This is a genomic window from Streptomyces araujoniae (assembly GCF_050871195.1).
GTDB lineage: Bacteria > Actinomycetota > Actinomycetes > Streptomycetales > Streptomycetaceae > Streptomyces > Streptomyces bacillaris.
Genome location: NZ_CP194070.1, coordinates 3,130,186 through 3,152,237, shown reverse-complemented (window position 1 = coordinate 3,152,237; position 22,052 = coordinate 3,130,186). Strand labels below are relative to the sequence as shown.

Sequence of the window (22,052 nt, the reverse complement as noted above, 5' to 3'; positions counted from 1 at the left end):
ACAACTCGCCGTGCTCACCGTCCCGCCGCACCATGCCGTCCGCGGAGACCCGGCGCACGCACGCCACCGCTCCGGGGGGAACGGACCCATGCCACGCCACCTGTGGACGACCGCGAGATCCGCGGCGCACACCGCGCTTCTGCTCACGTTCACCGTCCTGCTTTCCCTGCTGGTCCCGGCGGGAACGGCACAGGCGGACACCGTCGCGCCCACCGCCACCACACCCGCGGCGGGGGAGTGCCCCGCATTCCCGCTCTCCGCCTACGGCGAGTCCGCACCGGCCGCGGGCACGGTCACGCTGCCCGGTGGGGGAACGGCCTGCTTCACGCTCACCGTCGAGAAGCCCGGACTCCACCGGATCATGGAGTCGAATACGGGTCGGGGCAGAGTCTCCGTCACCGTCCTCGACGGCGAGGAGCCGGTCAGCTGCGTGGACAAGGCATGGGGCGAGACCGGCTGGTGCTCCCTGGACACCGCGGGCGTGTACACCGTGAAGCTGGACAATTACGGGATCGATCCGGGAACGGTCACCTTCGCCGTCGTGCCCATCGGCACCGAGGAGGGCTGCGCCCCGGCGATCACCCTCACGTGGAACAGCGCCCCCGTCATCTCCACCTCCGCCGGCCCCACAGCTCTCCACTGCGTCCGCATCGCGGCGCGGCCCGGCGACCGGATCACCGTGGACGCCAGCACGGTGAGGTCCGGGCAGGCCTACTCCTGGATCACCGACGGGACCGGCGCCCGGATCTGCCCGCGCTTCCCGGAGGACCGGAGCGACGGCTGCGTCCTGCCCGGTGACGGCCCCTACCGCGTCCTGTCCAAGGTGAGCGCGGTGGAGGGCGGCTTTCCGGGTCAGTACCGGCTGACCGCCCGCCGGATCTCCGATCCGGAGGGCTGCGCCCGCGTCCCCCTCAACACGTACAACTCCGCCCCCACCACCGTGACTCCGGCGACCGGCTGCAAGACCTTCACCGCGCCGCACGCCGGCCGGTACGAGGCGTACGGCGTCGACTCCGCCCGCACGCCGCTCAAGGTGTACGACCGGACGGGAAGGACCGTCTGCGAACCCTGGAACACCTGCGTACTGCCCGCCGGTGACCACGTGGTCTACACCGACGGCGCCACCCTGGTCCTCGACCGCGCCTCGGCCGCCGGCTGCGAGCCCGCCACCCCGGGGCTGTACCGCTCGGCCCTCACCGCGGCCGGTGAGATCGACTGCCTCTCCCTGGCGCTGCCCGAGGGCGCCCGGCTGGCCGCGCTGAAGCCTCTGGGCGGACCGGAACCGCGCCCCGAGCTTTCCCTGTCCGACGCCACCGGGGAGTACGGGTGCGGCGGGGGCAGCCTGTCGTCCGGAACGTGCGAGCTGACCGGCCCGTCGCCGTACCGGCTCCAGGTCTCCACTCGTGACATCGCCCCGCCGACCGGCCCCTACGCCGTCGCGCTGCACCGCACCGACGCGATGAGCGGCTGCCCGGTCCTCCCGGCCGGCGACTTCACCGAGCAGAGCGCGTCGGCCCGGATCACCACGGGTGACGGGGTCTTCTCGCACTGCCTCACCATTCCGGCCGACGCGCACAGCGCGGCGGAGAACATCCAGCTCCGCGCGGAGCCCGGGACGTGGCGCACCGCCGAGTTCACCGTGCTGGACAAGGACGGCCGGACCGTCTGCTCGGGCTACCCCGCGCTCAACAGCTGGGCCACCTGCGCCATGGACCCCGGCGTCGAGCACACCGTGCTCGTCACGGGTCACGACGCGGCCGCCTCGTACACCCTGACCCGCCGCGACATCACCGCCACGGCGAAGGGCTGCTCCCCGAACCCGGCGACCGCGGTCGGCGGTCCGTCCTCGGCCGGCACGATGGCGGCCCCGGGCGACCTGCGCTGCCGCCAGGTGACCACGGCCGATGCCAAGGACGTCGTGCACCTGGATGTCCGGGACGCCCTGGGCACGGCGAACGTCGTGGCCCACGGCGCGGACGGGGCCCCGCTGTGCAACGGGAACGAGGCGTGCGCGGTCACCGGTTCCACCAGCTACCAGGTCCTCGTCACCGTACGGGCCGGGCTGAAGGCGGCCCCCGACTACCGGTTCGACGCCGTCCGGATCGCCACCGCCGCCGGACCGGCCGAGGGCTGCGTGCGGGTGCCGAGCGTCAGTTACGGGTTCGGCCCCTACACCGGCGCCCTCGACGAGACGCGCACCACCTTCTGCGCGGTGCTGCCCACGGCCAACAGCGACCGCTTCGCCATGCGGATCGCCGACACGACGGGTGCCCAGGAGACGGCCGTGCCCGCGCTGTACGACGCGAGCCTCGGCAACGGCTGCGTGCGGTACATCCCCGACGGCTACCGCTGCCATGTGAACGAGCCGACCTCCAAGGAGGTCTCCCCGAGCACACTGGTCCTCTCCCTCCCGGAGACCGCCCCGAAGACCTCGTACACCATGCAGGGGTTCTGCCACGGCATCCGCTGCGGCGTCGACAGGGTCTCCGTCAGCGGGGTGAGCCCGGCCACCGGGACGACCGGCGGCAAGGTGACGGTCAAGGTGACGGGGACGGCCCTGCACGAGAAGGACGTCGTCAGCCTCCGGCTCCGGGAGGGCACCGCGCCCATCGAGTCGACGACCACCGCCGTCTCCGCCGACCGCAAGACCCTCACGGCCGTCCTCGACCTGGCCGGGGCGGAGGTGGGCACCTGGGGCCTCAGCGTCGTCACGCACAACGGGTACGAGTACCAGCGCGGTTCGTTCACCGTCACCAACGCCCCGTTGAAGAGCACCGCGCTCCCGGTGATCGGCGGCCCGGCCAAGGTCGGCGTCAAGCTGACGGCGGGCACGGGTTCCTGGTCGCCGAAGCCGACGTCGTACGCGTACCAGTGGAAGGCGGACGGCAAGGCGATCGCGGGCGCGACGGGGTCCACGTACACCGTCCCGGCCACCCTGCTCGGCAGGAAGATCACGGTCACCGTCACCGCCCGCCGCACCGCGACCCCGGACGGGCAGAGCACCTCGGCACCGGTCACGGTGGCGAAGGGCGACGCACCGAAGCCGTCGGCCAAGGTGGTGGTGTCGGGCAAGGCCAAGGTCGGCGTCAAGCTGACGGCGGGCACGGGTTCCTGGTCGCCGAAGCCGACGTCGTACGCGTACCAGTGGAAGGCGGACGGCAAGGCGATCGCGGGCGCGACGGGGACCACGTACACCGTCCCGGCGAAGCTGCTCGGCAAGAAGATCACCGTCACCGTCACGGCCGGGCTGACCGGCCACCACAGCGGCAGCGCCACCAGCGCTGCGGTCAAGATCGATAAGGGTGACGCTCCCAGGACGACGGCGAAGCCGACGATCTCGGGGAAGGCGAAGGTGGGCGCCAAGCTGACGGCCGGGAAGGGGAAGTGGACGCCGGCGCCGACGTCGTACAGCTACCAGTGGTACGCGAACGGCAAGGCGATCCCCAAGGCGACGGGGGCGAAGCTGACGCTGCAGGCGGCGCAGCGGGGGAAGAAGATCACGGTGAAGGTCACGGCGCACCGCACGGGACACGCGAGCGGCACGTCGACAAGCACCTCCACCAAGGCGACAACCCGCTGACCTATGTCTCCGGGTCCGTCCTCAGGAGTCGGACGGGCCGCGTGGTGCGCCGGGCAGGCCGGGGCGGCGAGGAGCAAACGCCAGGCGGGCTGGTCAGGGCCCCCCGCCCCGCTCGTATGCTCGGAGCATGACCGATTCCGAGCCCGATCCTCAGCACGGACGCCCGACCACCAACGCCATGCGGCGCGCGCTCAAACGTGCCCGGGACGGGGTCGCCCTCGACGTCACCGAGGCCGCCGTCCTGCTCCAGGCACGCGGCGACGACCTGAAGGATCTGGCCGCGTCGGCCGCCCGGGTCCGGAACGCGGGGCTGGAGGCGGCGGGCCGGCCGGGCGTGATCACGTACTCGCGCAAGGTCTTCATCCCCCTCACCCGCCTCTGCCGTGACAGGTGTCACTACTGCACCTTCGTCACCGTCCCCGGCAAGCTCCGCCGCGCCGGCCACGGGATGTTCCTGTCCCCCGACGAGGTGCTGGAGATCGCCCGCGAGGGCGCGGCCATGGGCTGCAAGGAAGCCCTGTTCACGCTCGGCGACCGTCCCGAGGACCGCTGGCCCGAGGCGCGGGAGTGGCTGGAGGCGGAGGGGTACGACGACACCCTCGCGTACGTACGGGCCATGGCGATCCGGGTCCTGGAGGAGACGGGCCTGCTGCCCCACCTCAACCCGGGCGTGATGACCTGGACCGATCTCCAGCGGCTGAAGCCCGTGGCGCCCTCCATGGGGATGATGCTGGAGACGACGGCGACCCGCCTGTGGTCCGAGCCGGGCGGCCCGCACCACGGCTCCCCGGACAAGGAACCGGCCGTACGGCTGCGCGTGCTGGAGGACGCGGGCCGCTCCAACGTCCCGTTCACCACCGGCATCCTCATCGGGATCGGGGAGTCGTACGAGGAGCGCGCCGACTCCCTCTTCGAGCTGCGTAAGACGGCCCGCGCCTACCACGGCATCCAGGAAGTCATCGTGCAGAACTTCCGCGCCAAGCCGGACACGGCGATGCGCGGGATGCCCGACGCGGAGCTGGAGGAGCTGGCCGCCGCCATCGCGGTGGCCCGGCACATTCTCGGCCCGTCGGCCCGGATCCAGGCCCCGCCGAACCTGGTGGACGCCGAGTACGCGCTGCTGATCGGCGCGGGCATCGACGACTGGGGCGGGGTCTCGCCGCTCACCCCCGACCACGTGAACCCCGAGCGCCCCTGGCCGCACATCGACGAACTGGCCGCACGCACAGCCGAGTCGGGCTTCACGCTCCGCGAACGCCTCACCATCTACCCCGAGTTCATCCAGCGCGGCGAACCGTGGCTCGACCCCCGCCTCCTCCCGCACGTCCGCGCCCTGGCCGACCCGGAGACGGGCCTCGCCCGCGAGGGCGCGCTCCCGGCCGGCCTGCTCTGGCAGGAGCCGGACGAGGGGTTCACCTCCTTTGGCCGCACCGACCTGCACGCCACCATCGACACCGAGGGCCGCACCGGCGACCGGCGTGACGACTTCGACGAGGTGTACGGGGACTGGGAGGCGCTCCGCGAGGCGGCGGCCCCCGGCATGGTCCCGTCCCGCATCGACGCCGACGTACGCCAGGCGCTGAGCCAGGCCGCCGACGACCCGACGAAGCTCACCGACGACCAGGCCCTCGCCCTGCTCCACGCGGACGGCCCGGCGCTGGACGAGCTGTGCCGGATCGCGGACGCGCTGCGCCGGGACGTGGTCGGCGACGACGTCACGTACATCGTCACGCGGAACATCAACTTCACCAACGTCTGCTACACCGGCTGCCGTTTCTGCGCCTTCGCCCAGCGCCGCACCGACGCCGACGCGTACACGCTCTCCCTGGACCAGGTCGCGGACCGGGCGGCGCAGGCGTGGGACGTCGGCGCGGTCGAGGTCTGCATGCAGGGCGGCATCCACCCGGACCTGCCCGGCACCGCGTACTTCGACATCGCGCGCGCGGTCAAGGAACGCGTCCCCGGCATGCACGTGCACGCGTTCTCGCCCATGGAGGTCGTCAACGGCGCGACCCGCACCGGTATGTCGATCCGCGACTGGCTGACGGCCGCCAAGGAGGCCGGGCTCGACTCGATCCCCGGTACGGCGGCGGAGATCCTGGACGACGAGGTCCGCTGGGTCCTCACCAAGGGCAAACTGCCCACGGCCACCTGGCTGGAGGTCATCAGAACGGCACACGAGGTGGGCCTGCGCTCGTCCTCGACGATGATGTACGGGCACGTGGACCAGCCCCGCCACTGGCTGGGCCACTTCCGTACGCTGGCCCGACTCCAGCAGGAGACCGGCGGGTTGACGGAGTTCGTCACCCTCCCCTTCATCCACACCAACGCCCCGGTCTATCTGGCCGGCATCGCCCGCCCCGGCCCGACCGACCGCGACAACCGCGCGGTGACGGCGATGGCCCGGCTCCTCCTCCACCCGCACATCACCAACATCCAGACGAGCTGGGTGAAGCTCGGCACGGAGGGCGCGGCGGAGATGCTCCGCTCGGGCGCGAACGACCTGGGCGGCACCCTGATGGAGGAGACCATCTCCCGTATGGCGGGCTCCAGTTACGGCTCGTACCGCTCGATCCAGGACCTGCAGGCCATCGCGGAACTGGCGGGCCGCCCGTCCCGCCCCCGCACCACGCTGTACGGCGAGGTCCCGGCCGAACGCGTCGCGGCGGCCACGGCGTCGGACGGGCACCTGCCGGAGCTGCTGCCGGTGGTGCCGGGCTGAGGGGGCGCAGGCGAGAGGGGGGCAGGGATGGGCGTCCCTGCCCCCGCGTGAGGTCTACGGGCGGCAGCCCTCGGCCTCCATGGCGACGGGCAACTGCGCGCGGACGAACCTTTCGAGTGCCAGGCGGCGCTCAGAGGTGTCCTGGGGGTGGTCGACAGCGTCGACATCCAGTACGTACTGCCGCTTTTCGCCCTGGTGGGTACACGCCCCCACCGCCATGGCTCCGTGGTCCGCGATGGTGGCGCCGTCACCGATGCCGTCGGCCGGGGCCGGGTTCCCCAGCCGTCGCATGCTCTGCTCCGTGGCCTCCAGCGGGTCGAAGTCGGGCTCCACGATGTCTCCTCGCAGATAGAGATGGAGTGTGCCGTCCACGGACACCTTGCAGCGCGGCTGCCCCGGCTTGGAGAGGCTGTCGTCCACCTTCAATTCGTCGCCTTTGGGAAGGAAGGGTGCCACGAGGGCAGGGTCCGCCTTCGTTCCGCAGAGATCCGCCACCTCGAACGTCTCCTGACCGCTGCACCCTGTCGCGCTGAGCACTGCCACCGCGAGCAGCGCGGCTGCGCGCACCGGTGCCGTCGTCCGCTTCCTCGGTGTTCCCATCGTCATCCGCCCCCCAGGCCCTTGGCCCGGTCGTTCCCGTTGTACGCGGCTCCGTTGATCTCGTTGGTGAGGGTGTAGCGGGTGTTGGAGTGACCGGGGTTGGCCTTGGCCCACTCGTCGGCGAGTGCCTGCAACTGATTCTCCCGGCCCTCGAAGACCTTCTGGTTGTCGCGTACCAGGATGTCGTCGATCCTCTCCTGCTCCTGCGTCTGCCACTCGTACGCCACCGCGTCGATCCCCCGCTGGGCGAGGTCCCCGACGCCGGGGGCGAAGTTCACGATGGAGCCGAAGCCGTGGTACAGCCACTTCGCGTCCCACGAGGGGTCGTCCTTGTCGGTCTCCAGAGCCTGGTAGCGGGCCTGCTCCAGGAAACCGACGGTGTTGCCCGCTCGGAGCAGGGTCTCCTTCGGGTCCTTGGGGTTGTCCTCGTGGATGTCCCTGACCATCTCCCGGTTCAGCCCCTCGTTGAGCAGGCCGTAGGCGTTCTGGTCGCGGGAGATCTGCTTCGAGACCTCCAGCAACTGGTCCCGGTCCAGCAGCCTCGCGTCCCTGGGGTCGTCGGCCAGGGCGCTGGCGGAGTGGTGCACCACGTCCCCGTGGTTCGTCAGGACGATCGCCATGTCGTCCCGCAGCTCAGCGGGGAAGTCGTCGCCCCGCTGCGCGAGGTACTTGAGCGAGCTGTCGAGCACCTGCCGGTGCTGTCCGGTGTGCTCGACGGGCCGCGCGGACCGGTCGTCCGGGTCGACCCCGGTCGCCGCCGCGACCAGCGCGTCGCCGGTCGCCTCGTAACTCGCGTTCGGCCCCTTGTAGTCGCTCGCCGACTTCCCGTATCCCATGGAGTCGGGCACCACGTCGTTGAAGGGCTTGCGGTCCTTGAGGACGTGCTGGGCGTTGTCCTGCGGGTCGGTCGAGCTGAAGAACTCCGTCGCCGCGTCGGGGTTGTGTGCCAGCGCCTTCATGAACCCGGTCATCGGGTCCGTACCGGCGTCGTTGTTCTCCCCGTAGTGGAGCCGGTCGATCTTCGCGTACGACGGGAGCCTGTCCCAGGGCAGCACGTCCTCGCGGCGCTTGCCGCCGGGGCCCGGGTCCCTGACGTCCCCGGTGTTCTCCTTCTCGAACTTGACGAGTGCGTTGCCGTAGTCGTTGAGGAAGCCGGCCTCGTACGTGCCGTGGCGCATGAGGTTGCTCATCGCCTGGAAGCCGTAGACACGGGTCTGGCTGGTGCCCTTGCCGTTGCCGACGTCCTCGCCGCCGAGGGCGACGACCCGCTCCTTCCACGCCTCCATGCCCTCGCTGTTGGAGTGGGAGGCGGTGGCCAGCGTGGTGCCCAACTGCTTCTCCAGCGTGCCGAGCAGCTTCATGCGCTCTTCGCGCGCCTCCCGCGTGCCCGTACCGCCGCCGTCCCGGTTCTCCCAGCTGTCCAGGTCCACGGCCCCGGCGAAGAACTTCAGCGTCCCTTCCGGGCCGAGGCCGAGGGCCACGCGTTCGGCAAAGACGGGGTCGTTCGGGTGGGCCTTCAGCAGGGCGTTGAAGCGTTCCAGCTGCTCGTTGGTGATCTTGCTGGGGTCCAACTTGCCCAGGGCGATGAGTTCGTCGGAGTCGTCGATGGACTTCTGCGCCGCGTCGAAGCTCCGGAAGCCGCTCGATTCGAACCCGTGCTTGTCCTTGGCGTGGAAGCGCAGCGCCGTGGCCGCCGTGCTGTCGGTCTCACCCGCCGCGGTCAGAATCGTGCTGATCTCCTTGGCCACCGAGTCGATCTCCGCCTGCGTCGGCGGTTCGATCTTCGCGTCCCCGGCCGCCTGCGGCGAGGGGAGGGCGGCATTCACCACGCCCTTGTCGTTCACGTAGATGTTCTTCTTGGCCGCCCGGCTCACCGCGTCGGCCAAGTCGGCCTTGTGCCTGCTCAGTTTGGTGTGCGCGCCGCTCAGGATCGTGTGTACGCTCCGCGCGACGGTGACGACATCGTCGAACTCCCTGGCCGTGACCGTGACGAAGTCCTTGGTCACGGTCGCGTTCAGCCCTTTCCAGTCGGCCGCCTTGGCCTTGCGGTCCATGTCCGCCGCGCTGACCTGGCCGTTGCCGCCGTCGGCCACCTTGACCAACTTGTCGATCATCGCCTGCCAGTCCGTCACCGCCGCCTGGAGTCCGCCCAGCCGCAGATCGTTGAGCTCTTGGAAGGTGACCATGCCGTTCGCCCCCGTGGTTCGCCGTGGTTACGTGTAGTAGTCGCGGATACGCGATACGGAGAGGTCGTCCCCGTCGGCGGTGCGCATGTCCGTGGCGATCTTGACCTCGTCCTTCGCGCGCTCGGCGCGTGAGTAGTCGAGATGGTTGGAGATGTGCGCGCACGCCTGCTTGAGCGTTCCCGACTTCGTGATCCAGGCGTCATGCAGTTCGGTGAGGGCGGAGCCCATGTCCAGGCCGTCGTTGAAGAGCTGGACGGACGCGTCGAAGGTGTTCTGCCGGGCGTGGTCGGACGCGGTCGAGAACTGCTGCCGCAGGCCGTACGCCAGGTTGCCCAACGCTCCCAGGACGTCGTTGTGGACGACCAGGTCCCCCTGGCCGCCGCCCCCGCCGCCGCTCTCAGGCGCGACCTGGTTCAGCCGCATGGACGCATCCTGCTGCGTCCTGGTCTTCGCCTGCTCCCACTCGTCCCATGCCATAGGTCCTCCGTGAAGCCGTACGCCGATTCATCTTCCGCCGTGAGGTCGCCTCTTGTTCCACGTTATCTTCGCTCCTTGATCGTTTGCTGAAGGGGTGCCGGCGGGCATCCGGGAGCCTGCCTTCCGTTTCCTTCTGTCATGACCCGGGCAATTCTTGCGGGGGTCATCCCCGCCGCCACGTGCTGTCGAGACAGGAGCGAGAAAGCATGCGAACCCCGCCGATACCGGTATTCGTCCGCAAAGTCCGCCGTCAGACGCATGAGGCCGCAGGCGCCTCTCTTCGCCTGCGCAACCGCACCGCCACCCGCACCGCCACCGTCCTCGCCGCCGCAGGCCTCCTCGTGCTGGGCACCGCGTCCGCTGCCCACGCCGACCCGCCGCAGCACCTCCCGCAGAACGCCGGCGGTTACGAACAGAGCTTCTCGCCCGCCTACGACTACGACGGGGACGGCTGCTACGCCACCCCCGCCATCGGGCCGGACGGCACCCTCGCGCCCGGGCTGAAGACCACCGGGGCGATCAACGGGAGCTGCCGGGACAAGTGGGACCTGGACAACTCGCAGACGTACGCCCGCTCGAAGTGCAACAACGGGTGGTGCGGCATCGTCTACGCGAGCTACTTCGAGAAGGACCAGGCCGTCCACGGCAGTGGCCTCGGCGGGCACCGCCATGACTTCGAGCACGTCATCTCCTGGGTCAACCAGGCGTCGAACCAGGTGGATTACGTCTCGACCACCCAGCACCGCACGGTCAAGACCTACCCCCGCTCCCAGGTGCGGTTCGACGGCTCGCACCCCAAGGTCGTCTACCACAAGGACGGTGCGAGCACGCACTTCTTCCGGCTCGCCAACAACAACGACGAGCCGCCCGAGAACCACTACGGCAACTGGCGCTACCCCCCGATCGTCGACTGGAACGGCTTCCCCACCACGGAACTCCGCGACCGCCTCATGAACGCCGACTTCGGCGCCGCCACCATCAAGGTCACCGACAAGGACGACCGCTTCCGCAACCTGCTCAACAGCTCGAAGCCCGCCGGGATCCCCTTCGACCCCTGGGCCTGAGGCGAGGACCGTCGGGGGAGCTGTGCATCTATTGACTTTCGATAGCTGTCGATCGAAAATCGATAGATGCACAGTCTCCTGGTAGGCATCCTCCGTATCGGCATCGCGGTAACGGTTCTCTTCGGCCTCTTCGCCCAGGCCGTCATCATCCCGACGACCGCCGCCGACGAGGTCGACCTCTTCCCTCCGTACGAGCCCTACGCCCTGCCTTACACCATCGCCTCGATCATCGGCGTCGCCTGCGTGCAGGTCGCCCTGGGCGCGATGTGGATGCTGCTCTCGATGGTCGAGCGCGACGCCATCTTCACGCGCTCCGCCTTCCGTTGGGTGGACACCATCATCGGCGCGGCCGTGGTCGCGACCGTGATCGCCCTGGGGGCGGCGGTGCACCTGACCTTCGGCACCATCCCGTCACCCGACGACGGCATGGACGCCGAGGGCGCGCTGTTCGCGGCGGTGGCCTGCGTGGGGGTGGGTGCGGCATTCTCCATGCTCATGGTCATCATGCGCACGCTGCTCGGCAAGGCGATGGACATGCGGACAGAGCTGGCCGAGGTCATCTGATGCCGATCGTCGTCGACATCGACGTCCTGCTCGCCCGACGCAACATGTCCGTGGGCGAGTTCGCCGCGGCCGTCGGCATCACGCCCGCCAATATCGCCGTTCTCAAGAACGGCCGCGCGAAGGCGGTGCGGTTCGCGACCCTGGACGCGATCTGCCGCGTACTGGAGTGCCAGCCGGGGGACGTGCTGCGGTACGTCCCCGACGAGTGACCGCTCACGCCCCCGGCCGCGCGGACCGGGGCGCGAGCGGCGGGTGCGTTCAGCCCGCGGCCGCGAACTCCACGAAGGCCGCCCAGGCGGGGGCGGCCACGAGGAGCACCGGGCCCGTGGGGGCCTTGCTGTCGCGTACGGGGATGACACCGGGGTAGCCGTCGGCCACTTCGATGCAGTTGTTGGCGCCCCCGTCGCTGTAGCTGGACTTGCGCCAGGTGGCGGTCGAGAGGTCGGGAGTGCGCTTCATGATCCTCTGAACTCCTTCAGAACGCCCCTGATGAACGCGATGGAGGCGGGCGGGGGCAACGACCGATCCCGTGCCCGATCGTAGGCCAGCCGGGCGCGCGTGACGTCTTCCGGATCCTCCAGCAATTCGGAGCACTGGTTGCCTTCCATATAGGCAACCGCGCTGCCGTCCTCCTGCCACAGGAGCGTGAGTGAACCGTCCATCAGATGATGCGCACCGGCCGAGAGCGGCAGCACCTGAAGCGTGACCATCGGCAGCTCCGCGATCGCGATCAGATGCTCCAGCTGCGCTTCCCACACCTCCGCGCTGCCCACCTGACGCCGGAGCCCGTACTCATCGATGATGATCCGGACGGTCGGAGCCGGGTTGCGGTAGAGCAGTTGCTGACGGCCCAGGCGCGCTATCACCTGCTCCTCGACCGACTCGGCCTCGCTCTCCGTTTCCTGGTCGCCCGACAACAGGGCGCGGGCCACGTCCTCGGTCTGGAGCAGTCCGGGAATGCCGAGCGTGAACAGGTGCATGATGCGGGCCCCGAACTCCAGCCGCATGAACTCCTTGTACTTGTCCTTGAAGACCTCCCTCCGCGCCACCTTCCACAGCTCGACCAGCAGCCCGCCCGTCTTGTAGAAGCTGTCCAGGTCCTCCATCACCGCCGGTTTGGACAGCCGTTTCCCCGACTCCAGGCGTGACAGGTAGCTCTTGTCGTAGCGGGTCTTCTCCGCGAGCTGGCCGAGCGACAGCCCCGCCTGCTCCCGTAAGAACCTCAGCGCGCGCCCCAGCGCCGCCCGTCCTGACTCCGCTTCCACGTCCGCTTCCGCGACTTCGGTCATCCCCGACCCCTTGCCGTTGTCCTGTGCGCAGGCAATCGCGTGCCTCTGTCGAGCGTAGGGCGGCGGCCGTGACGATGGGGGCACGAACGGTAATCGCCACCCGTCAGGGTCACGTACCCCCACGCGCTAAGGACGATGACATGACCGACACCTCGCAGCTCCGTCTCCTGCCCTGGAGCTCGCCCGACGGCAAGCCCTGCTATCTGAGCAGCAGCAACCCCCACAGCCGGTTCTCCCGTCTCGCGGACGAGATGGAGGAGGACCAGATCGAGTGCGGCAACGTCGTGCTGGAGGGGGCGCAGGAGGTGCTGGCGGACGAGGCGGCCGGTGAGGTGGCCCTGCGGTTCGCGCTGACGCAGGCCCTGTTGTCCCTGCGGGACGTGCTGCTCGTCGCGTACAGCCGGGGGGAGCGGCTGCCGGATCCCGGGGACCGCTGACAGACTGGCCCTATGCCGCCGTCCAGCCCCCGCCGCCTCTCCCTCCAGCAGATCGTCGAAGGGCGGCGCCGGGCCGCGTTCGTCGGGCGGGAGGCCGAACTCGACCTCTTCCGGCGTAACTTCACCATCCCGCCCGAGGACCCCCGGCACCGGTTCGTCTTCCATGTGCGGGGCAACGCGGGGGTCGGCAAGACCTCGCTGGTACGGGAATGGCAGCAGGTGGCACGGGAGTTCGGGGCGCTCGCCGCATCCGTCGACGAGGGGGCCGACTCCGTGCCGGAGGTGCTCGCGGCCGTCGCCGCCCAATGCGCCGAGCAGGGGCACCCGTTGAAGGCGCTGGACCGGATGCTGGGCGCATACCGGCGGGCCCTCCACGCGGTGGCCGACCGGCTCGCGGCCGACGGGGACGACCCCTCGCCCGGGGCCCTCGCCGCCGCGCAGGCCGGGTTGATCGCGGCCGGGGCGATACCCGTGGTCGGGGCGCTGGCCGGGGGCATCGACCCGGCGGTCGTGGCGCGGGGCGCGGGCGGGCTGCGGGCGGTGTTCGGCGGGCGGGCGCGGCAGCAGGAGGAGGCACGGCTACTGGCGGACCCGGTAAGGGAGTTGACGCCGGTCCTGGTCGCCGAGCTGGGGCGGGTCGGGGACGCGGTGCCATGGGTCGTGCTCTTCCTGGACACGTACGAGCGCACCGCGCCCCTCCCGGACCGGTGGCTCGCGGACCTGCTCTTCTCCGGGCGGTACGGCGAGCTGCCCGCCAACCTGGTCCTCACCCTGGCCGGGCAGCGGCGCCTGGACCCCGCGCGCTGGGGCGACCGGGGCCGCCTGGTGGCCGACGTGCCGCTGGGGCCGTTCACCGAGGCGGAGTCGCGTCAACTCCTGCACGGGCGCGGGGTGGTGGCGGAGCCCGTCGTACGGGAGGTGCTGCGGCTCTCCGGCGGGCTGCCGGTCCTGGTGTCGACCCTCGCCGCCAACCCCGGCGCGGCCGGAGAGGCGAACGCGACCGCCGTCGAACGCTTCCTGGCCGGCGAGAGCGACCCGGACCGCCGGGCGGCCGCCCTCGCCTGCGCGCTGCCCCGGCGGTTCGACGAGGACCTGGTGGCCGTCGCCGCCCCCACCCCCGTCCCCGGGCTCTACGACTGGCTGCACGAGCTGCCGTTCGTCGTCGAGCCGCACTCGGGCCGCTCCCGCTACCACGGGGTCGTACGGGCCCCGATGCTCCGGCTCCAGCGCACCGGCTCCCCGCAGCGGTGGACCGAGGCGCACGACCGGCTGGCCGACGCCTTCGCCGTGCGCCGGGACGCGGCGGCGGACGGGGTCGACCCGGACCGGCTCTGGGCCGACGAACCGTGGCGCCGGGCCGCCCTGGACGTGCTGTACCACCGGCTCTGCGCCCGCCCCCGCACCGCCCTGCCCGACGCCCTGCGCGCCGGGATCGAGGTGTGCGGCCAGCAGCCCTCCGCCGCCCGCCACTGGGCCCGGACCCTGGTGGAGGCCGGGGAGGACGCCGACAGCGCCGTACTCCGCGACTGGGGCCGCGACCTCCTCGCCGCCGTCATGGACCACGGCCCCCGGCCCACCGCCGCCCTCGGCCTCCTCCTCACCCGTGCCGAGCTGACCGACACCGACCGGGCGGCCGCCCTGGTGGCGCGCGCCTGGGACCGCTTCCGCGCCGGGGAGCCGGACGCGGCCCTCTCCGACCACGGCCGGGCCATCGCCGTGGACCCGCGCAGCGAACGCGCCTACCAGGGGCGGTCGGTGGTGCTGCGGTCGCTCGGCCGGTACGAGGAGGCCCTCGCGGACCTGGACCGGGCCGAGGAGATCGCGCCCGCCTGGGCCTGGGCCGTGCGGGAGCGGGGCGAGACCTACCGGCGGATGGGGCGGCTCACGGAGGCCCTGACCGTGCTGGACCGGGCGCACGCCCTGGATCCGGCCGACGCGGTGCCGCTCGGCAGCCGCGGGCTGGTCCGGCACCGGCTGGGCCGCCACGAGGAGGCGCTGGAGGACTTCGACCGGGCGATCGCGCTGTGGCCGGAGTACGCGTGGGCGCTGGTGCGGCGGGCCCGGGTGCGGACCGCCCTCGGGGACCCCGTGGGCGCCCTGGCCGATCTGGACCGGGCCGAGGAGCTGACCCCCGGGCTCGCGGGCACCGAGGGGGAGCGGGGCGAGGTCTACCGGGCGACCGGGCGGTACGAGGAGGCCGTGGCCTGCTACGGACGGGCGCTGGCCCAGGACCCGGACTACGCCTGGGCCCACGGCAGCAGGGCCCTGGCGCTGGAGGCCCTGGGACGGGTGGCGGAGGCCCGCGCGGAGCTGGACCGGGCACTGGAGCTGGACCCGGAGTACGGGTGGGCACGGGCCCAGCGGGCGCGGCTGGGCGAGGCATGACGGAGAAGCTGCGCTGCTGGTACATATTCTGTACCATCGATGGTATGGCGCTGAAACGGACGAACGTGTACGCGGACGACGAGGACCTCGCCCTGATCAAGGAGGCGGCGGGACGGCTGGGCGTGTCCGAGGCGGAGCTGATCCGGGAGGGCATCCACCGGATCGCCCTTGCCCGGCGTGTGTGGGACGAGCCTTTCGTCACCGACGAGGAGACCTTCGACCTGGGCGGGCCCATCACGCGCGATGACGTGCGCGAGGCGGTGAACGACGCGTTCGGCGGCGGAGAGCCCCGCGACCGCGGGCGCGCCGCGTGATCGCAGTCGCTGACACATCCGGGCTGCTCGCTCTCTACAACAGCTCCGACCCGGCCCACCTTGCCGCACGCAAGGCTGTCGACCGGTGCGGCCTCCTGGTCGCGAGCCCGCTCGCCCTGACCGAGGTCCATCACGTGGCATCGGCCCGAGGTGGCCGACGGGCCGCCGACCACATCCTGCGCTCGCTCAGCAAACAGGTCAGGGAAGCGCGGCTCGTGCTCGCGCCTCCGACGGCCGACATCCTCGATGCCGCCCTCGCCGTGCGGGCCCGGTACGCCTCGCTGAACCTCGATCTGGTGGATGCCGTCAATGTCGCCCTCGCAGCTGAGTACGACACGGACGCCGTGCTGACCCGCGACATCCGGGACTTCCGGGCGCTGCGGCCGCTCGCGGGGCGCTACGCGCACTTCCGGATCCTCCCGGACGACTTCTGAGCCGTACGCGGAATCTCCTTCCTCAGCCGCCCAAAAGCGACCTGCGGGACGTCCGTCGCCATACCCGTACGTACGCCTTCCGTTCCCCGGTCGCCCCCTCTACCCCCCGTTCCCGTTCGATTACAGTGCTTGCGCGGTCGCCCGCAGAGGCCCGCACAGGCGGTGACCATGGCGGCGGCCAGGCGGCGGCGGGAGGCGGCGGGGTGAGCACAGGGACCACGGCGGTCTGGGGGCGGGCCGAACAGCAGGACTTCCGCAGCCGGGTCCGCGGGGCGCTGCTCGGCGGGGCCATCGGGGACGCGCTCGGCGCCGGGGCGGACGGCCTGGCGCTGGAGGAGATCCGGGCGGCGCACGGGCCCGAAGGGGTGACCGACTACGTTCCCGCGCACGGCAGACGCGGGGCCGTCACCGCCCTCACCCAGCTCACCCTCTTCACCGTGGACGGGCTGATCCGCGCCCAGGTCCGCCGCGACACCGGAGCCTGGCACCCGCCCACCGACGTCCACCGGGCCCATCTGCGCTGGGCCGCCACCCAGCACGACTGGGGGCCCGACGAGCGGCGCAAGGACAACGGCTGGCTGGCCGCCGAGGAGTGGCTCTACGCCCGCCGCGAGCCCACCCGGGAGTGCCTGGGCGGCTTCGGCGACACCGTCATGGGCACCCTGGAGCGGCCCAAGAACCCCACCGCCCGGGACGCCGGCGCGCTCACCCGGTCCGCGCCCTTCGGACTGCTCGTCGGGTGGGAGCCACAGCTCGTGCTCCAGCTGGCCGTCGAGTGCGCGGCCCAGACCCACGGCCACCCCGCCGCCCAGCTCGCCGCCGGGGCCTTCGCCGTACTCGTGCACGGGCTGGCGCGCGGGGAGACCCTGGACGGCTGCGTCCAGAACGCCCTGGCCCTGCTCGCCGAGCGCCCCGGACACGAACCGGTGACCGAGGCCCTGCGGCAGGCCCTCGGCTCCGTGCGCCAGGGCATCCCGGGCCCGCCCCTCATCGAGGCGCTGGGCGCGGGCGACGCCGCCGAGGAGGTGCTCGCCGTCGCCGTGTACTGCGCGCTCGTCAGCGAGGACGTACGGCACGGGCTGCGGCTCGCCGTCAACCACGGAGGGCCCTCCCGCGCCACCGGCTCCGCCTGCGGGGCGCTGCTGGGCGCGCTGCACGGCGAGACCGCGCTGCCCCCGGCCTGGCTGGCGGAGTTGGAGGGGCGCCCCACCCTCCTCGAACTGGCCGACGACTTCGCCATGGAGATGACCCAGGGCCCGGCGCTGCACAGCCCGACCGCCGCCGCGCCCGGCTGGCTGGCCCGCTACCCGCGCGGGGCGTGAAGCGGGGCCCGGGCCAGGGAGGTCCTCAGCGCATCAGCTCGCCCGCGTTGACGAGCAGCGACTGGCCGGTGATCGCGCGCGCCCGGTCGGAGGCCAGGAAGGCGACGGCCTCCGCCACATCCCCGTCCGTGGCCAGCTCGGGGAGCGCCATCCGCTCGGTGAGCCGGGCCAGCACCTCCGATTCCGGTACGCCTTCGGTGTCGGCGGTGAACCGTACGTACGCCTGCACCGGCGGCCCCCACATCCACCCCGGCAGCACGGTGTTGACGCGGATGCGGTGCGGCCCCAACTCCCGTGCCAGGGAGTACATCGCGGAGGTCAGCGCCCCCTTGGACGCCGCGTAAGCCGCCTGCCGCACCTGGGAGGGGGCGGCCACCGCGGACTGCGTGCCGATCACCACCACCGAGCCGCCGCGCTCCTTCAGGGCGGGCAGACAGGCCCGGGTCATCCGCAGCGTGCCGAGCAGGTTGACGTCGAGGACCGACTGCCAGGTGGTGAAGTCGGCGTCCTCGACCCCGCCGAAGTAGCTGTCCCAGGCGGCCACATGGACCACCGCGTCGATGCCGCCGAACCGCTCGACCGCCAGCGCCGCCAGCGCCTCGCACTGGCCCTCGTCCGTGATGTCGGTCGGCAGGTGGGCGGTGTGCCGGCCGCCGGGGTCGATCTCGGCCGCGCTCTTCGCCAGGTTGGCCGCCGTGCGGGCTCCGAGCACCGCGCGGCCCCCGTCCCGTACGACGGTCTCCGCGACCCGGTGGCCGAGCCCGGCGCCGACGCCCGACACGACGACGGTCTTCCCCGCTAGCAGCATCTCGGCGCCTCCCGGCCCTGGACGTTTTTCTGACGAATCGTCAGAGTAGGTGGCGGCGGGGGCCGATGGAAGAGGAAGGGGGCGCGGGGGATGGCGGACGAACGCGAGGGCGGGAACGAGCGGGGGCAGGGGCAGGGGCGCGGGCTCGGGAGGGCGGGCGGCGCGGGCTATGCCGAGCTGGCGGCGGTCGGTCCGTACGGGGTGCGCCCCGGGCACGCCCTGATCACGATGGTCGAGCCGCATCCGGGCCATGAGTACGCGTACAACCGCTGGTACGAGGACGACCACTACTACGCGGGCGCCCTGGCCATGCCGTGGATGTTCGCGGGTCGGCGCTGGGTGGCAACCAAGGAGCTCCAGGAGCTGCGCTACCCGGAGGATTCGGCGGTCGCGCAGCCGGTCGGGGCCGGGTGCTATCTGTCGACGTACTGGGTGACCGAGGGCCGCTACGACGAGCACATGAAGTGGACCGTCGCCATCAACAGGCGGCTCAACCGGGACGGCCGCGTCTACGGGGACCGGACCCACGTCTTCACGGCCTTCCAGGACCATGAGGCCACCGTCTACCGCGACGGGGCCGCCGGACCCCGGGACTTCCACGCGCTGGACCACCCGTACGAGGGGCTCGTCCTCCAGGTCGTCGACGCCGAGGGCCCGGAAGGGCGGGCGGAGTTGCTGGAGTGGCTGCGTTCACGGCATCTGCCGGAGCGGCTGAAGGGGTCCCCGGCCGCCTTGGTGACCGTCTTCCGGCCGACGCCGCTGCCCGGTGACCGGATGACGTACGTGAAGCAGGTCGAGGGGGTGGAGACCCGGCTGACGCTGCTGTGGTTCCTCCAGGAGGATCCCCGGGCCTGCTGGGACGCGCACTTCGCGGGGCTCGGCGCGGCTGTCGCGGAGGCGGGGCTGGGGCGGGTCGAGCTGGTCGCGCCGTTCATCCCGACGGTGCCGGGGACCGATCTCTACGTGGACCGCCTGCGGTGATCTGGACCGGCGGCTGAGCTGATGGGGTCCCACTGCGGTGATCTGGACCGGCTGAGCTGATGGGGTCCGACTGCGGTGATGTGGGCCGCATGCGGTGATCGGGGCCGGATGCGGTGATGTGGGCCGACTGGGGCGATAGGGACCGGCTGAGGTGATGTGCCCTGGGGGTGGGAGCCGTCGTGGTGACGGCCGTTGCCCCCTCGGCCAGGACGGCGGACCGGTCGAGAGGGCTCCATCAGGTGGTGCGGCCTGCGGTACGGTCAGGCGATTCCCGGACGTCGGGCGTCCGGTCAGGCGTTGATCGAGCCGGTGGAGACATCGCGCACGAACGCGTTCCACGCACCGGGGACGAAGGTGAGCGAAGGGCCCTCGGGGGCCTTCGAGTCACGCACGGCGATGGACAGAGCGACCGGGGACTTGACCTCGACGCACGCGCCGTTGCCCCCCGAGTACGACGACTTCGTCCACATTTCCGTAGCACCCTGAAGAATTGCCATGTTCACTCCGGTTCAGAGAGTCGAGCGAGTCGGGTGAGTCGCACCAGCCGGATTCCGAATTCCGATTGGCGTGATCGACGCTACTCGCCAAGCTCTGTCCGTGAGAGGGGCGTTCACTCGACCGGGTGGCATTTGGCGGGGAACCCTTACGTCATGAGGCGGCGGCGGTGTATCGTGCCGCCGCCTCATGCGCGAAGCCGTTGCGCAGCCGTTCGCTGTCCGGAGGTGCGGACCGTGCGGTGTCCTGATTCAGCCGGTGCACGGGGTCCGCGGGGTCTGCAGGGTCCATGGCGTGCACGACCTGCACGACCTGCAGGGCTGTCAGCCGTCGGCGGCCGTCGGTCGGCTCTCAGCTGGTGTACGACTTGGCGATCTTGGAGATGAACTCCCGCGTCTGGTCCACGTTCAGGGCCTGCGCCCGCAGGTGCTCGTACATCACGCTGTAGCGCTGCACGTCGTTCGCCTTCTCCAGATAGAGATCGCTCGTGACGCCCTCGATGTAGACGACGCTGGAGTCCGCGGCGTCCGGGAACTCCAGGATCGCGTACTGCCCGTTGATCCCCGGGTGCGCGCCCATCTCGAACGGCAGCACCTGCACGGTCACATGGGGCAGGTGCGACTGCTCGACGAGGTGCTCCAACTGGTCGATCATGATCTGGTTGTCGCCGACCCGCCGGCGCAGCGCCGACTCGTCGATCACGGCCCAGAGCCGCAGCGGGTTCTCCGGCGCGTTGACCCGGTCCTGGCGCCGAGAGCGTACGTTGACGCGCTTTTCGATGTCGGAGGGCGGCGCCTCGGGGAGCGCGCCGCTGATCAGGGCCTCGGCGTACGCCCGGGTCTGGAGCAGGCCCGGAACCATCTGGGGCTCGTAGACGCGCAGGGACTCCGCGTCCGTCTCCAGGCCGATGTAGACGCTGTACGGAATATCGCCGAAGGCGTGCCACCAGCCCTGCTGGCGCGAGTCCTTGGCCATCTGCATCAGGGAGTCGACGATGCGGTGGTCCTCGACCTCGTACACCCCGCAGAGGTCACGCACATCGCGCTGGCTGATGGATCGGCGGCCGTTCTCCAGGCGGCTGATCTTCGACTGGGAGACCAGCAGGCGCTCCGCCACCTCCTCGGCCGTCATGCCTTTGAGTTCGCGCAGGCGGCGCAGTTCCTGGCCCAACCTGCGTCGCCTGACTGTGGGATTGACGTTGGACGGCACGGAAAGTGCACCTCCGGCTATGTAGCTGTGCGTATCTACTGCTCAGCAGATTGCCACCCCGTGCCCCGGCCGCGCTGGGAAACAGCCACACGCAGGTGCGTGCGGTATAAGCGCCCGGCCGCGCACCGGAGCACGCACCGGCGCACGCCAGGGTGTGCGATACGGCGCGCAAGCGCGCGGGGCAGCCGGTCAAGACCGGCTGCCCCGCGCGTGGTGCGGCTCCCGAACCGGGTCCGATGACGACGGCACGGCGGTGTGCGATTGTCCGCGCGGTCCTCTGCGCGGGTCCTGCCCGGACCGTACGACGGTGTCGTACGGGCGGTGGTGACGCAGGCCTGCCCGGTCAGCTCGCGGCGGTGTGCGCCATGCTGCTCCGGCGTGCCTGTGCTTGCGGCTGCAACGGAACGCCCGCTGCCTGCTGCGTCCGGCGCGGCTGGACCGCCACACCGTTCTGGACGTCCATCACGGCGTGCGCCACGAGGCCGCCCATGGGGTCGTGCCTGATCAGGTCCCGGAGGCGGGAGCGCGATGAGCGCCCCTCGTTCCCGGGGTACAGGTGCTTGCCGAGTCCGACCGCGTGGGCCAGTGCGGCGAGCGCCGCGGTCCGCGGGTCCGGCGGTACGCCGGTGCGGATCGCACTGTCCAGCCGGGCCCTGATGTCCCGGCTGATCGCCGTGTCCGTCGCCTGGTAGCGAGTCGTCGGCAGCACCCCGCACATCTGGCCCGCCACGGCATGAACCATGCCGCACCGCTCCAGATGGGCGAGATAGATCTGGCGCAGCCCCAGCCGGGGCCCGCCGATCCAGTGGACCGCCCGGACCGGGCTGCCACGACGGCGCAGCAGCTCCAGTGCGGAGTCCAGTGTCGGATCTCCTGTCGGCCGTGGCATCACCACGGCGATACGATCCCCGTCAGGGGCTATCCGTCCTGCCAGAGCCAGCTCTACTAGCTGTGCCCCGGCCAGGCCGAGGTCGAGCGACTGCGGCTGCGCTGTGGTACCCGTGGCCGGGTCCAGAGCGAGCAACAGAAGCTCCTCCGGGATTGTTCTGCGGCTCCTGCCCATCCATGCCTCCCCGCGTGGATGTCTGACAGGGTGACCCCTCTCACATTCATCTGTCGAGAGCGCCTGACTGCTTTGTACGGGAACCAGTAGGTATGTCGTTCTCGTCTAGCAGCTCGGCCAGG

The 22,052-nt window shown here is 71.3% G+C and carries 20 protein-coding genes; 11 read left to right on the top strand and 9 right to left on the bottom strand.

Annotation, left to right across the window (positions count from 1 at the left end; genetic code table 11):
- The first annotated feature begins 88 nt into the window (after positions 1 to 88).
- Positions 89 to 3,580 carry a hypothetical protein gene (locus ACQ9ZG_RS13330; protein ID WP_109915300.1) on the top strand — a complete coding sequence of 1,164 codons (3,492 nt, stop codon included), beginning with the start codon at positions 89 to 91 and terminating at the stop codon, positions 3,578 to 3,580.
- Between the two features lie 127 nt (positions 3,581 to 3,707).
- Positions 3,708 to 6,302: a bifunctional FO biosynthesis protein CofGH gene (locus ACQ9ZG_RS13325; RefSeq protein ID WP_109915299.1), complete on the top strand. Its 2,595-nt coding sequence runs from the start codon at positions 3,708 to 3,710 to the stop codon at positions 6,300 to 6,302.
- Positions 6,303 to 6,356: 54 nt separating this feature from the next.
- Here ACQ9ZG_RS13325 and ACQ9ZG_RS13320 read toward each other — a convergent pair whose 3' ends face one another.
- The 3 genes from ACQ9ZG_RS13320 to ACQ9ZG_RS13310 form a co-directional block, all read right to left on the bottom strand.
- Entirely contained in the window at positions 6,357 to 6,758 is a 402-nt protein-coding gene (locus tag ACQ9ZG_RS13320; protein ID WP_258312146.1) for a hypothetical protein, read from the bottom strand.
- A gap of 146 nt (positions 6,759 to 6,904) precedes the next feature.
- The gene (locus ACQ9ZG_RS13315; RefSeq protein ID WP_109915298.1) at positions 6,905 to 9,088 is read right to left on the bottom strand and encodes a hypothetical protein; all 2,184 of its coding nucleotides are present in this window, start codon (positions 9,086 to 9,088) and stop codon (positions 6,905 to 6,907) included.
- Between the two features lie 27 nt (positions 9,089 to 9,115).
- A complete protein-coding gene (locus ACQ9ZG_RS13310) occupies positions 9,116 to 9,565 on the bottom strand; it encodes a hypothetical protein (protein WP_109915297.1) in 450 nt (149 codons plus the stop codon).
- Positions 9,566 to 9,771: 206 nt separating this feature from the next.
- On the opposite strand from ACQ9ZG_RS13310, the gene ACQ9ZG_RS13305 reads away from it, so the two are divergent.
- The 3 genes from ACQ9ZG_RS13305 (at position 9,772) to ACQ9ZG_RS13295 (ending at position 11,402) form a co-directional block, all read left to right on the top strand.
- Positions 9,772 to 10,629: an NPP1 family protein gene (locus ACQ9ZG_RS13305; protein WP_109915296.1), complete on the top strand. Its 858-nt coding sequence runs from the start codon at positions 9,772 to 9,774 to the stop codon at positions 10,627 to 10,629.
- Between the two features lie 66 nt (positions 10,630 to 10,695).
- Positions 10,696 to 11,193 carry a DUF2975 domain-containing protein gene (locus ACQ9ZG_RS13300; protein ID WP_109915295.1) on the top strand — a complete coding sequence of 166 codons (498 nt, stop codon included), beginning with the start codon at positions 10,696 to 10,698 and terminating at the stop codon, positions 11,191 to 11,193.
- Complete coding sequence (locus ACQ9ZG_RS13295) at positions 11,193 to 11,402, top strand: helix-turn-helix domain-containing protein (RefSeq protein WP_018490018.1); 210 nt, start codon at positions 11,193 to 11,195, stop codon at positions 11,400 to 11,402. Before ACQ9ZG_RS13300 ends, ACQ9ZG_RS13295 begins: the two co-directional genes overlap by 1 nt.
- 49 nt (positions 11,403 to 11,451) lie before the next feature.
- Here ACQ9ZG_RS13295 and ACQ9ZG_RS13290 read toward each other — a convergent pair whose 3' ends face one another.
- Together ACQ9ZG_RS13290 and ACQ9ZG_RS13285 are read right to left on the bottom strand one after the other, a co-directional pair.
- A complete protein-coding gene (locus ACQ9ZG_RS13290; RefSeq protein WP_109915294.1) occupies positions 11,452 to 11,652 on the bottom strand; it encodes a DUF397 domain-containing protein in 201 nt (66 codons plus the stop codon).
- Entirely contained in the window at positions 11,649 to 12,482 is an 834-nt protein-coding gene (locus ACQ9ZG_RS13285) for a helix-turn-helix domain-containing protein (protein WP_109915293.1), read from the bottom strand. The genes ACQ9ZG_RS13290 and ACQ9ZG_RS13285 overlap by 4 nt, the downstream gene beginning before the upstream one ends.
- A 140-nt stretch (positions 12,483 to 12,622) precedes the next feature.
- Between ACQ9ZG_RS13285 and ACQ9ZG_RS13280 the strand changes: the two genes are divergently transcribed.
- The 5 genes from ACQ9ZG_RS13280 to ACQ9ZG_RS13260 all read left to right on the top strand — a co-directional run bounded on the left by ACQ9ZG_RS13280 (position 12,623) and on the right by ACQ9ZG_RS13260 (position 17,374).
- Complete coding sequence (locus tag ACQ9ZG_RS13280; RefSeq protein WP_109915292.1) at positions 12,623 to 12,919, top strand: sulfatase; 297 nt, start codon at positions 12,623 to 12,625, stop codon at positions 12,917 to 12,919.
- 12 nt (positions 12,920 to 12,931) lie between these two features.
- Positions 12,932 to 15,304 carry a tetratricopeptide repeat protein gene (locus tag ACQ9ZG_RS13275; RefSeq protein ID WP_499280554.1) on the top strand — a complete coding sequence of 791 codons (2,373 nt, stop codon included), beginning with the start codon at positions 12,932 to 12,934 and terminating at the stop codon, positions 15,302 to 15,304.
- Positions 15,305 to 15,348: 44 nt separating this feature from the next.
- Complete coding sequence (locus ACQ9ZG_RS13270; RefSeq protein ID WP_032780241.1) at positions 15,349 to 15,618, top strand: ribbon-helix-helix domain-containing protein; 270 nt, start codon at positions 15,349 to 15,351, stop codon at positions 15,616 to 15,618.
- Positions 15,615 to 16,052 carry a type II toxin-antitoxin system VapC family toxin gene (locus ACQ9ZG_RS13265; RefSeq protein ID WP_018490012.1) on the top strand — a complete coding sequence of 146 codons (438 nt, stop codon included), beginning with the start codon at positions 15,615 to 15,617 and terminating at the stop codon, positions 16,050 to 16,052. The genes ACQ9ZG_RS13270 and ACQ9ZG_RS13265 overlap by 4 nt, the downstream gene beginning before the upstream one ends.
- 203 nt (positions 16,053 to 16,255) lie before the next feature.
- Positions 16,256 to 17,374: an ADP-ribosylglycohydrolase family protein gene (locus ACQ9ZG_RS13260; RefSeq protein WP_109915033.1), complete on the top strand. Its 1,119-nt coding sequence runs from the start codon at positions 16,256 to 16,258 to the stop codon at positions 17,372 to 17,374.
- A 25-nt stretch (positions 17,375 to 17,399) separates the two neighbouring features.
- Here the strand turns inward: ACQ9ZG_RS13260 and ACQ9ZG_RS13255 are convergent, their stop codons facing one another.
- Positions 17,400 to 18,182 carry an SDR family oxidoreductase gene (locus ACQ9ZG_RS13255; protein ID WP_109915032.1) on the bottom strand — a complete coding sequence of 261 codons (783 nt, stop codon included), beginning with the start codon at positions 18,180 to 18,182 and terminating at the stop codon, positions 17,400 to 17,402.
- Positions 18,183 to 18,272: 90 nt separating this feature from the next.
- On the opposite strand from ACQ9ZG_RS13255, the gene ACQ9ZG_RS13250 reads away from it, so the two are divergent.
- Positions 18,273 to 19,163 carry a hypothetical protein gene (locus ACQ9ZG_RS13250; protein WP_258312107.1) on the top strand — a complete coding sequence of 297 codons (891 nt, stop codon included), beginning with the start codon at positions 18,273 to 18,275 and terminating at the stop codon, positions 19,161 to 19,163.
- 290 nt (positions 19,164 to 19,453) lie between these two features.
- Here the strand turns inward: ACQ9ZG_RS13250 and ACQ9ZG_RS13245 are convergent, their stop codons facing one another.
- The 3 genes from ACQ9ZG_RS13245 to ACQ9ZG_RS13235 all read right to left on the bottom strand — a co-directional run bounded on the left by ACQ9ZG_RS13245 (position 19,454) and on the right by ACQ9ZG_RS13235 (position 21,930).
- On the bottom strand, positions 19,454 to 19,660 hold the full coding sequence (locus tag ACQ9ZG_RS13245; protein ID WP_026237876.1) for a DUF397 domain-containing protein: 207 nt from the start codon (positions 19,658 to 19,660) through the stop codon (positions 19,454 to 19,456).
- 349 nt (positions 19,661 to 20,009) lie between these two features.
- Entirely contained in the window at positions 20,010 to 20,867 is an 858-nt protein-coding gene (locus tag ACQ9ZG_RS13240) for a helix-turn-helix domain-containing protein (RefSeq protein WP_026237875.1), read from the bottom strand.
- Between the two features lie 343 nt (positions 20,868 to 21,210).
- Positions 21,211 to 21,930 (bottom strand): GOLPH3/VPS74 family protein, encoded by a 720-nt coding sequence (locus ACQ9ZG_RS13235; protein ID WP_018490006.1) that lies wholly within the window; start codon positions 21,928 to 21,930, stop codon positions 21,211 to 21,213.
- Positions 21,931 to 22,052: the final 122 nt, after the last annotated feature.

Bases quoted from the DNA above. Each gene is read 5' to 3' on its own strand.
- ACQ9ZG_RS13295 (WP_018490018.1), top strand. From the start codon at position 11,193: ATGCCGATCGTCGTCGACATCGACGTCCTGCTCGCCCGACGCAACATG.
- ACQ9ZG_RS13245 (WP_026237876.1), bottom strand. From the start codon at position 19,660: ATGGCAATTCTTCAGGGTGCTACGGAAATGTGGACGAAGTCGTCGTAC.
- ACQ9ZG_RS13330 (WP_109915300.1), top strand. From the start codon at position 89: ATGCCACGCCACCTGTGGACGACCGCGAGATCCGCGGCGCACACCGCG.
- ACQ9ZG_RS13305 (WP_109915296.1), top strand. From the start codon at position 9,772: ATGCGAACCCCGCCGATACCGGTATTCGTCCGCAAAGTCCGCCGTCAG.
- ACQ9ZG_RS13310 (WP_109915297.1), bottom strand. From the start codon at position 9,565: ATGGCATGGGACGAGTGGGAGCAGGCGAAGACCAGGACGCAGCAGGAT.
- ACQ9ZG_RS13325 (WP_109915299.1), top strand. From the start codon at position 3,708: ATGACCGATTCCGAGCCCGATCCTCAGCACGGACGCCCGACCACCAAC.
- ACQ9ZG_RS13285 (WP_109915293.1), bottom strand. From the start codon at position 12,482: ATGACCGAAGTCGCGGAAGCGGACGTGGAAGCGGAGTCAGGACGGGCG.
- ACQ9ZG_RS13270 (WP_032780241.1), top strand. From the start codon at position 15,349: ATGGCGCTGAAACGGACGAACGTGTACGCGGACGACGAGGACCTCGCC.
- ACQ9ZG_RS13300 (WP_109915295.1), top strand. From the start codon at position 10,696: ATGCACAGTCTCCTGGTAGGCATCCTCCGTATCGGCATCGCGGTAACG.
- ACQ9ZG_RS13280 (WP_109915292.1), top strand. From the start codon at position 12,623: ATGACCGACACCTCGCAGCTCCGTCTCCTGCCCTGGAGCTCGCCCGAC.
- ACQ9ZG_RS13255 (WP_109915032.1), bottom strand. From the start codon at position 18,182: ATGCTGCTAGCGGGGAAGACCGTCGTCGTGTCGGGCGTCGGCGCCGGG.
- ACQ9ZG_RS13275 (WP_499280554.1), top strand. From the start codon at position 12,932: ATGCCGCCGTCCAGCCCCCGCCGCCTCTCCCTCCAGCAGATCGTCGAA.
- ACQ9ZG_RS13250 (WP_258312107.1), top strand. From the start codon at position 18,273: ATGGCGGACGAACGCGAGGGCGGGAACGAGCGGGGGCAGGGGCAGGGG.
- ACQ9ZG_RS13235 (WP_018490006.1), bottom strand. From the start codon at position 21,930: ATGGGCAGGAGCCGCAGAACAATCCCGGAGGAGCTTCTGTTGCTCGCT.
- ACQ9ZG_RS13290 (WP_109915294.1), bottom strand. From the start codon at position 11,652: ATGAAGCGCACTCCCGACCTCTCGACCGCCACCTGGCGCAAGTCCAGC.
- ACQ9ZG_RS13315 (WP_109915298.1), bottom strand. From the start codon at position 9,088: ATGGTCACCTTCCAAGAGCTCAACGATCTGCGGCTGGGCGGACTCCAG.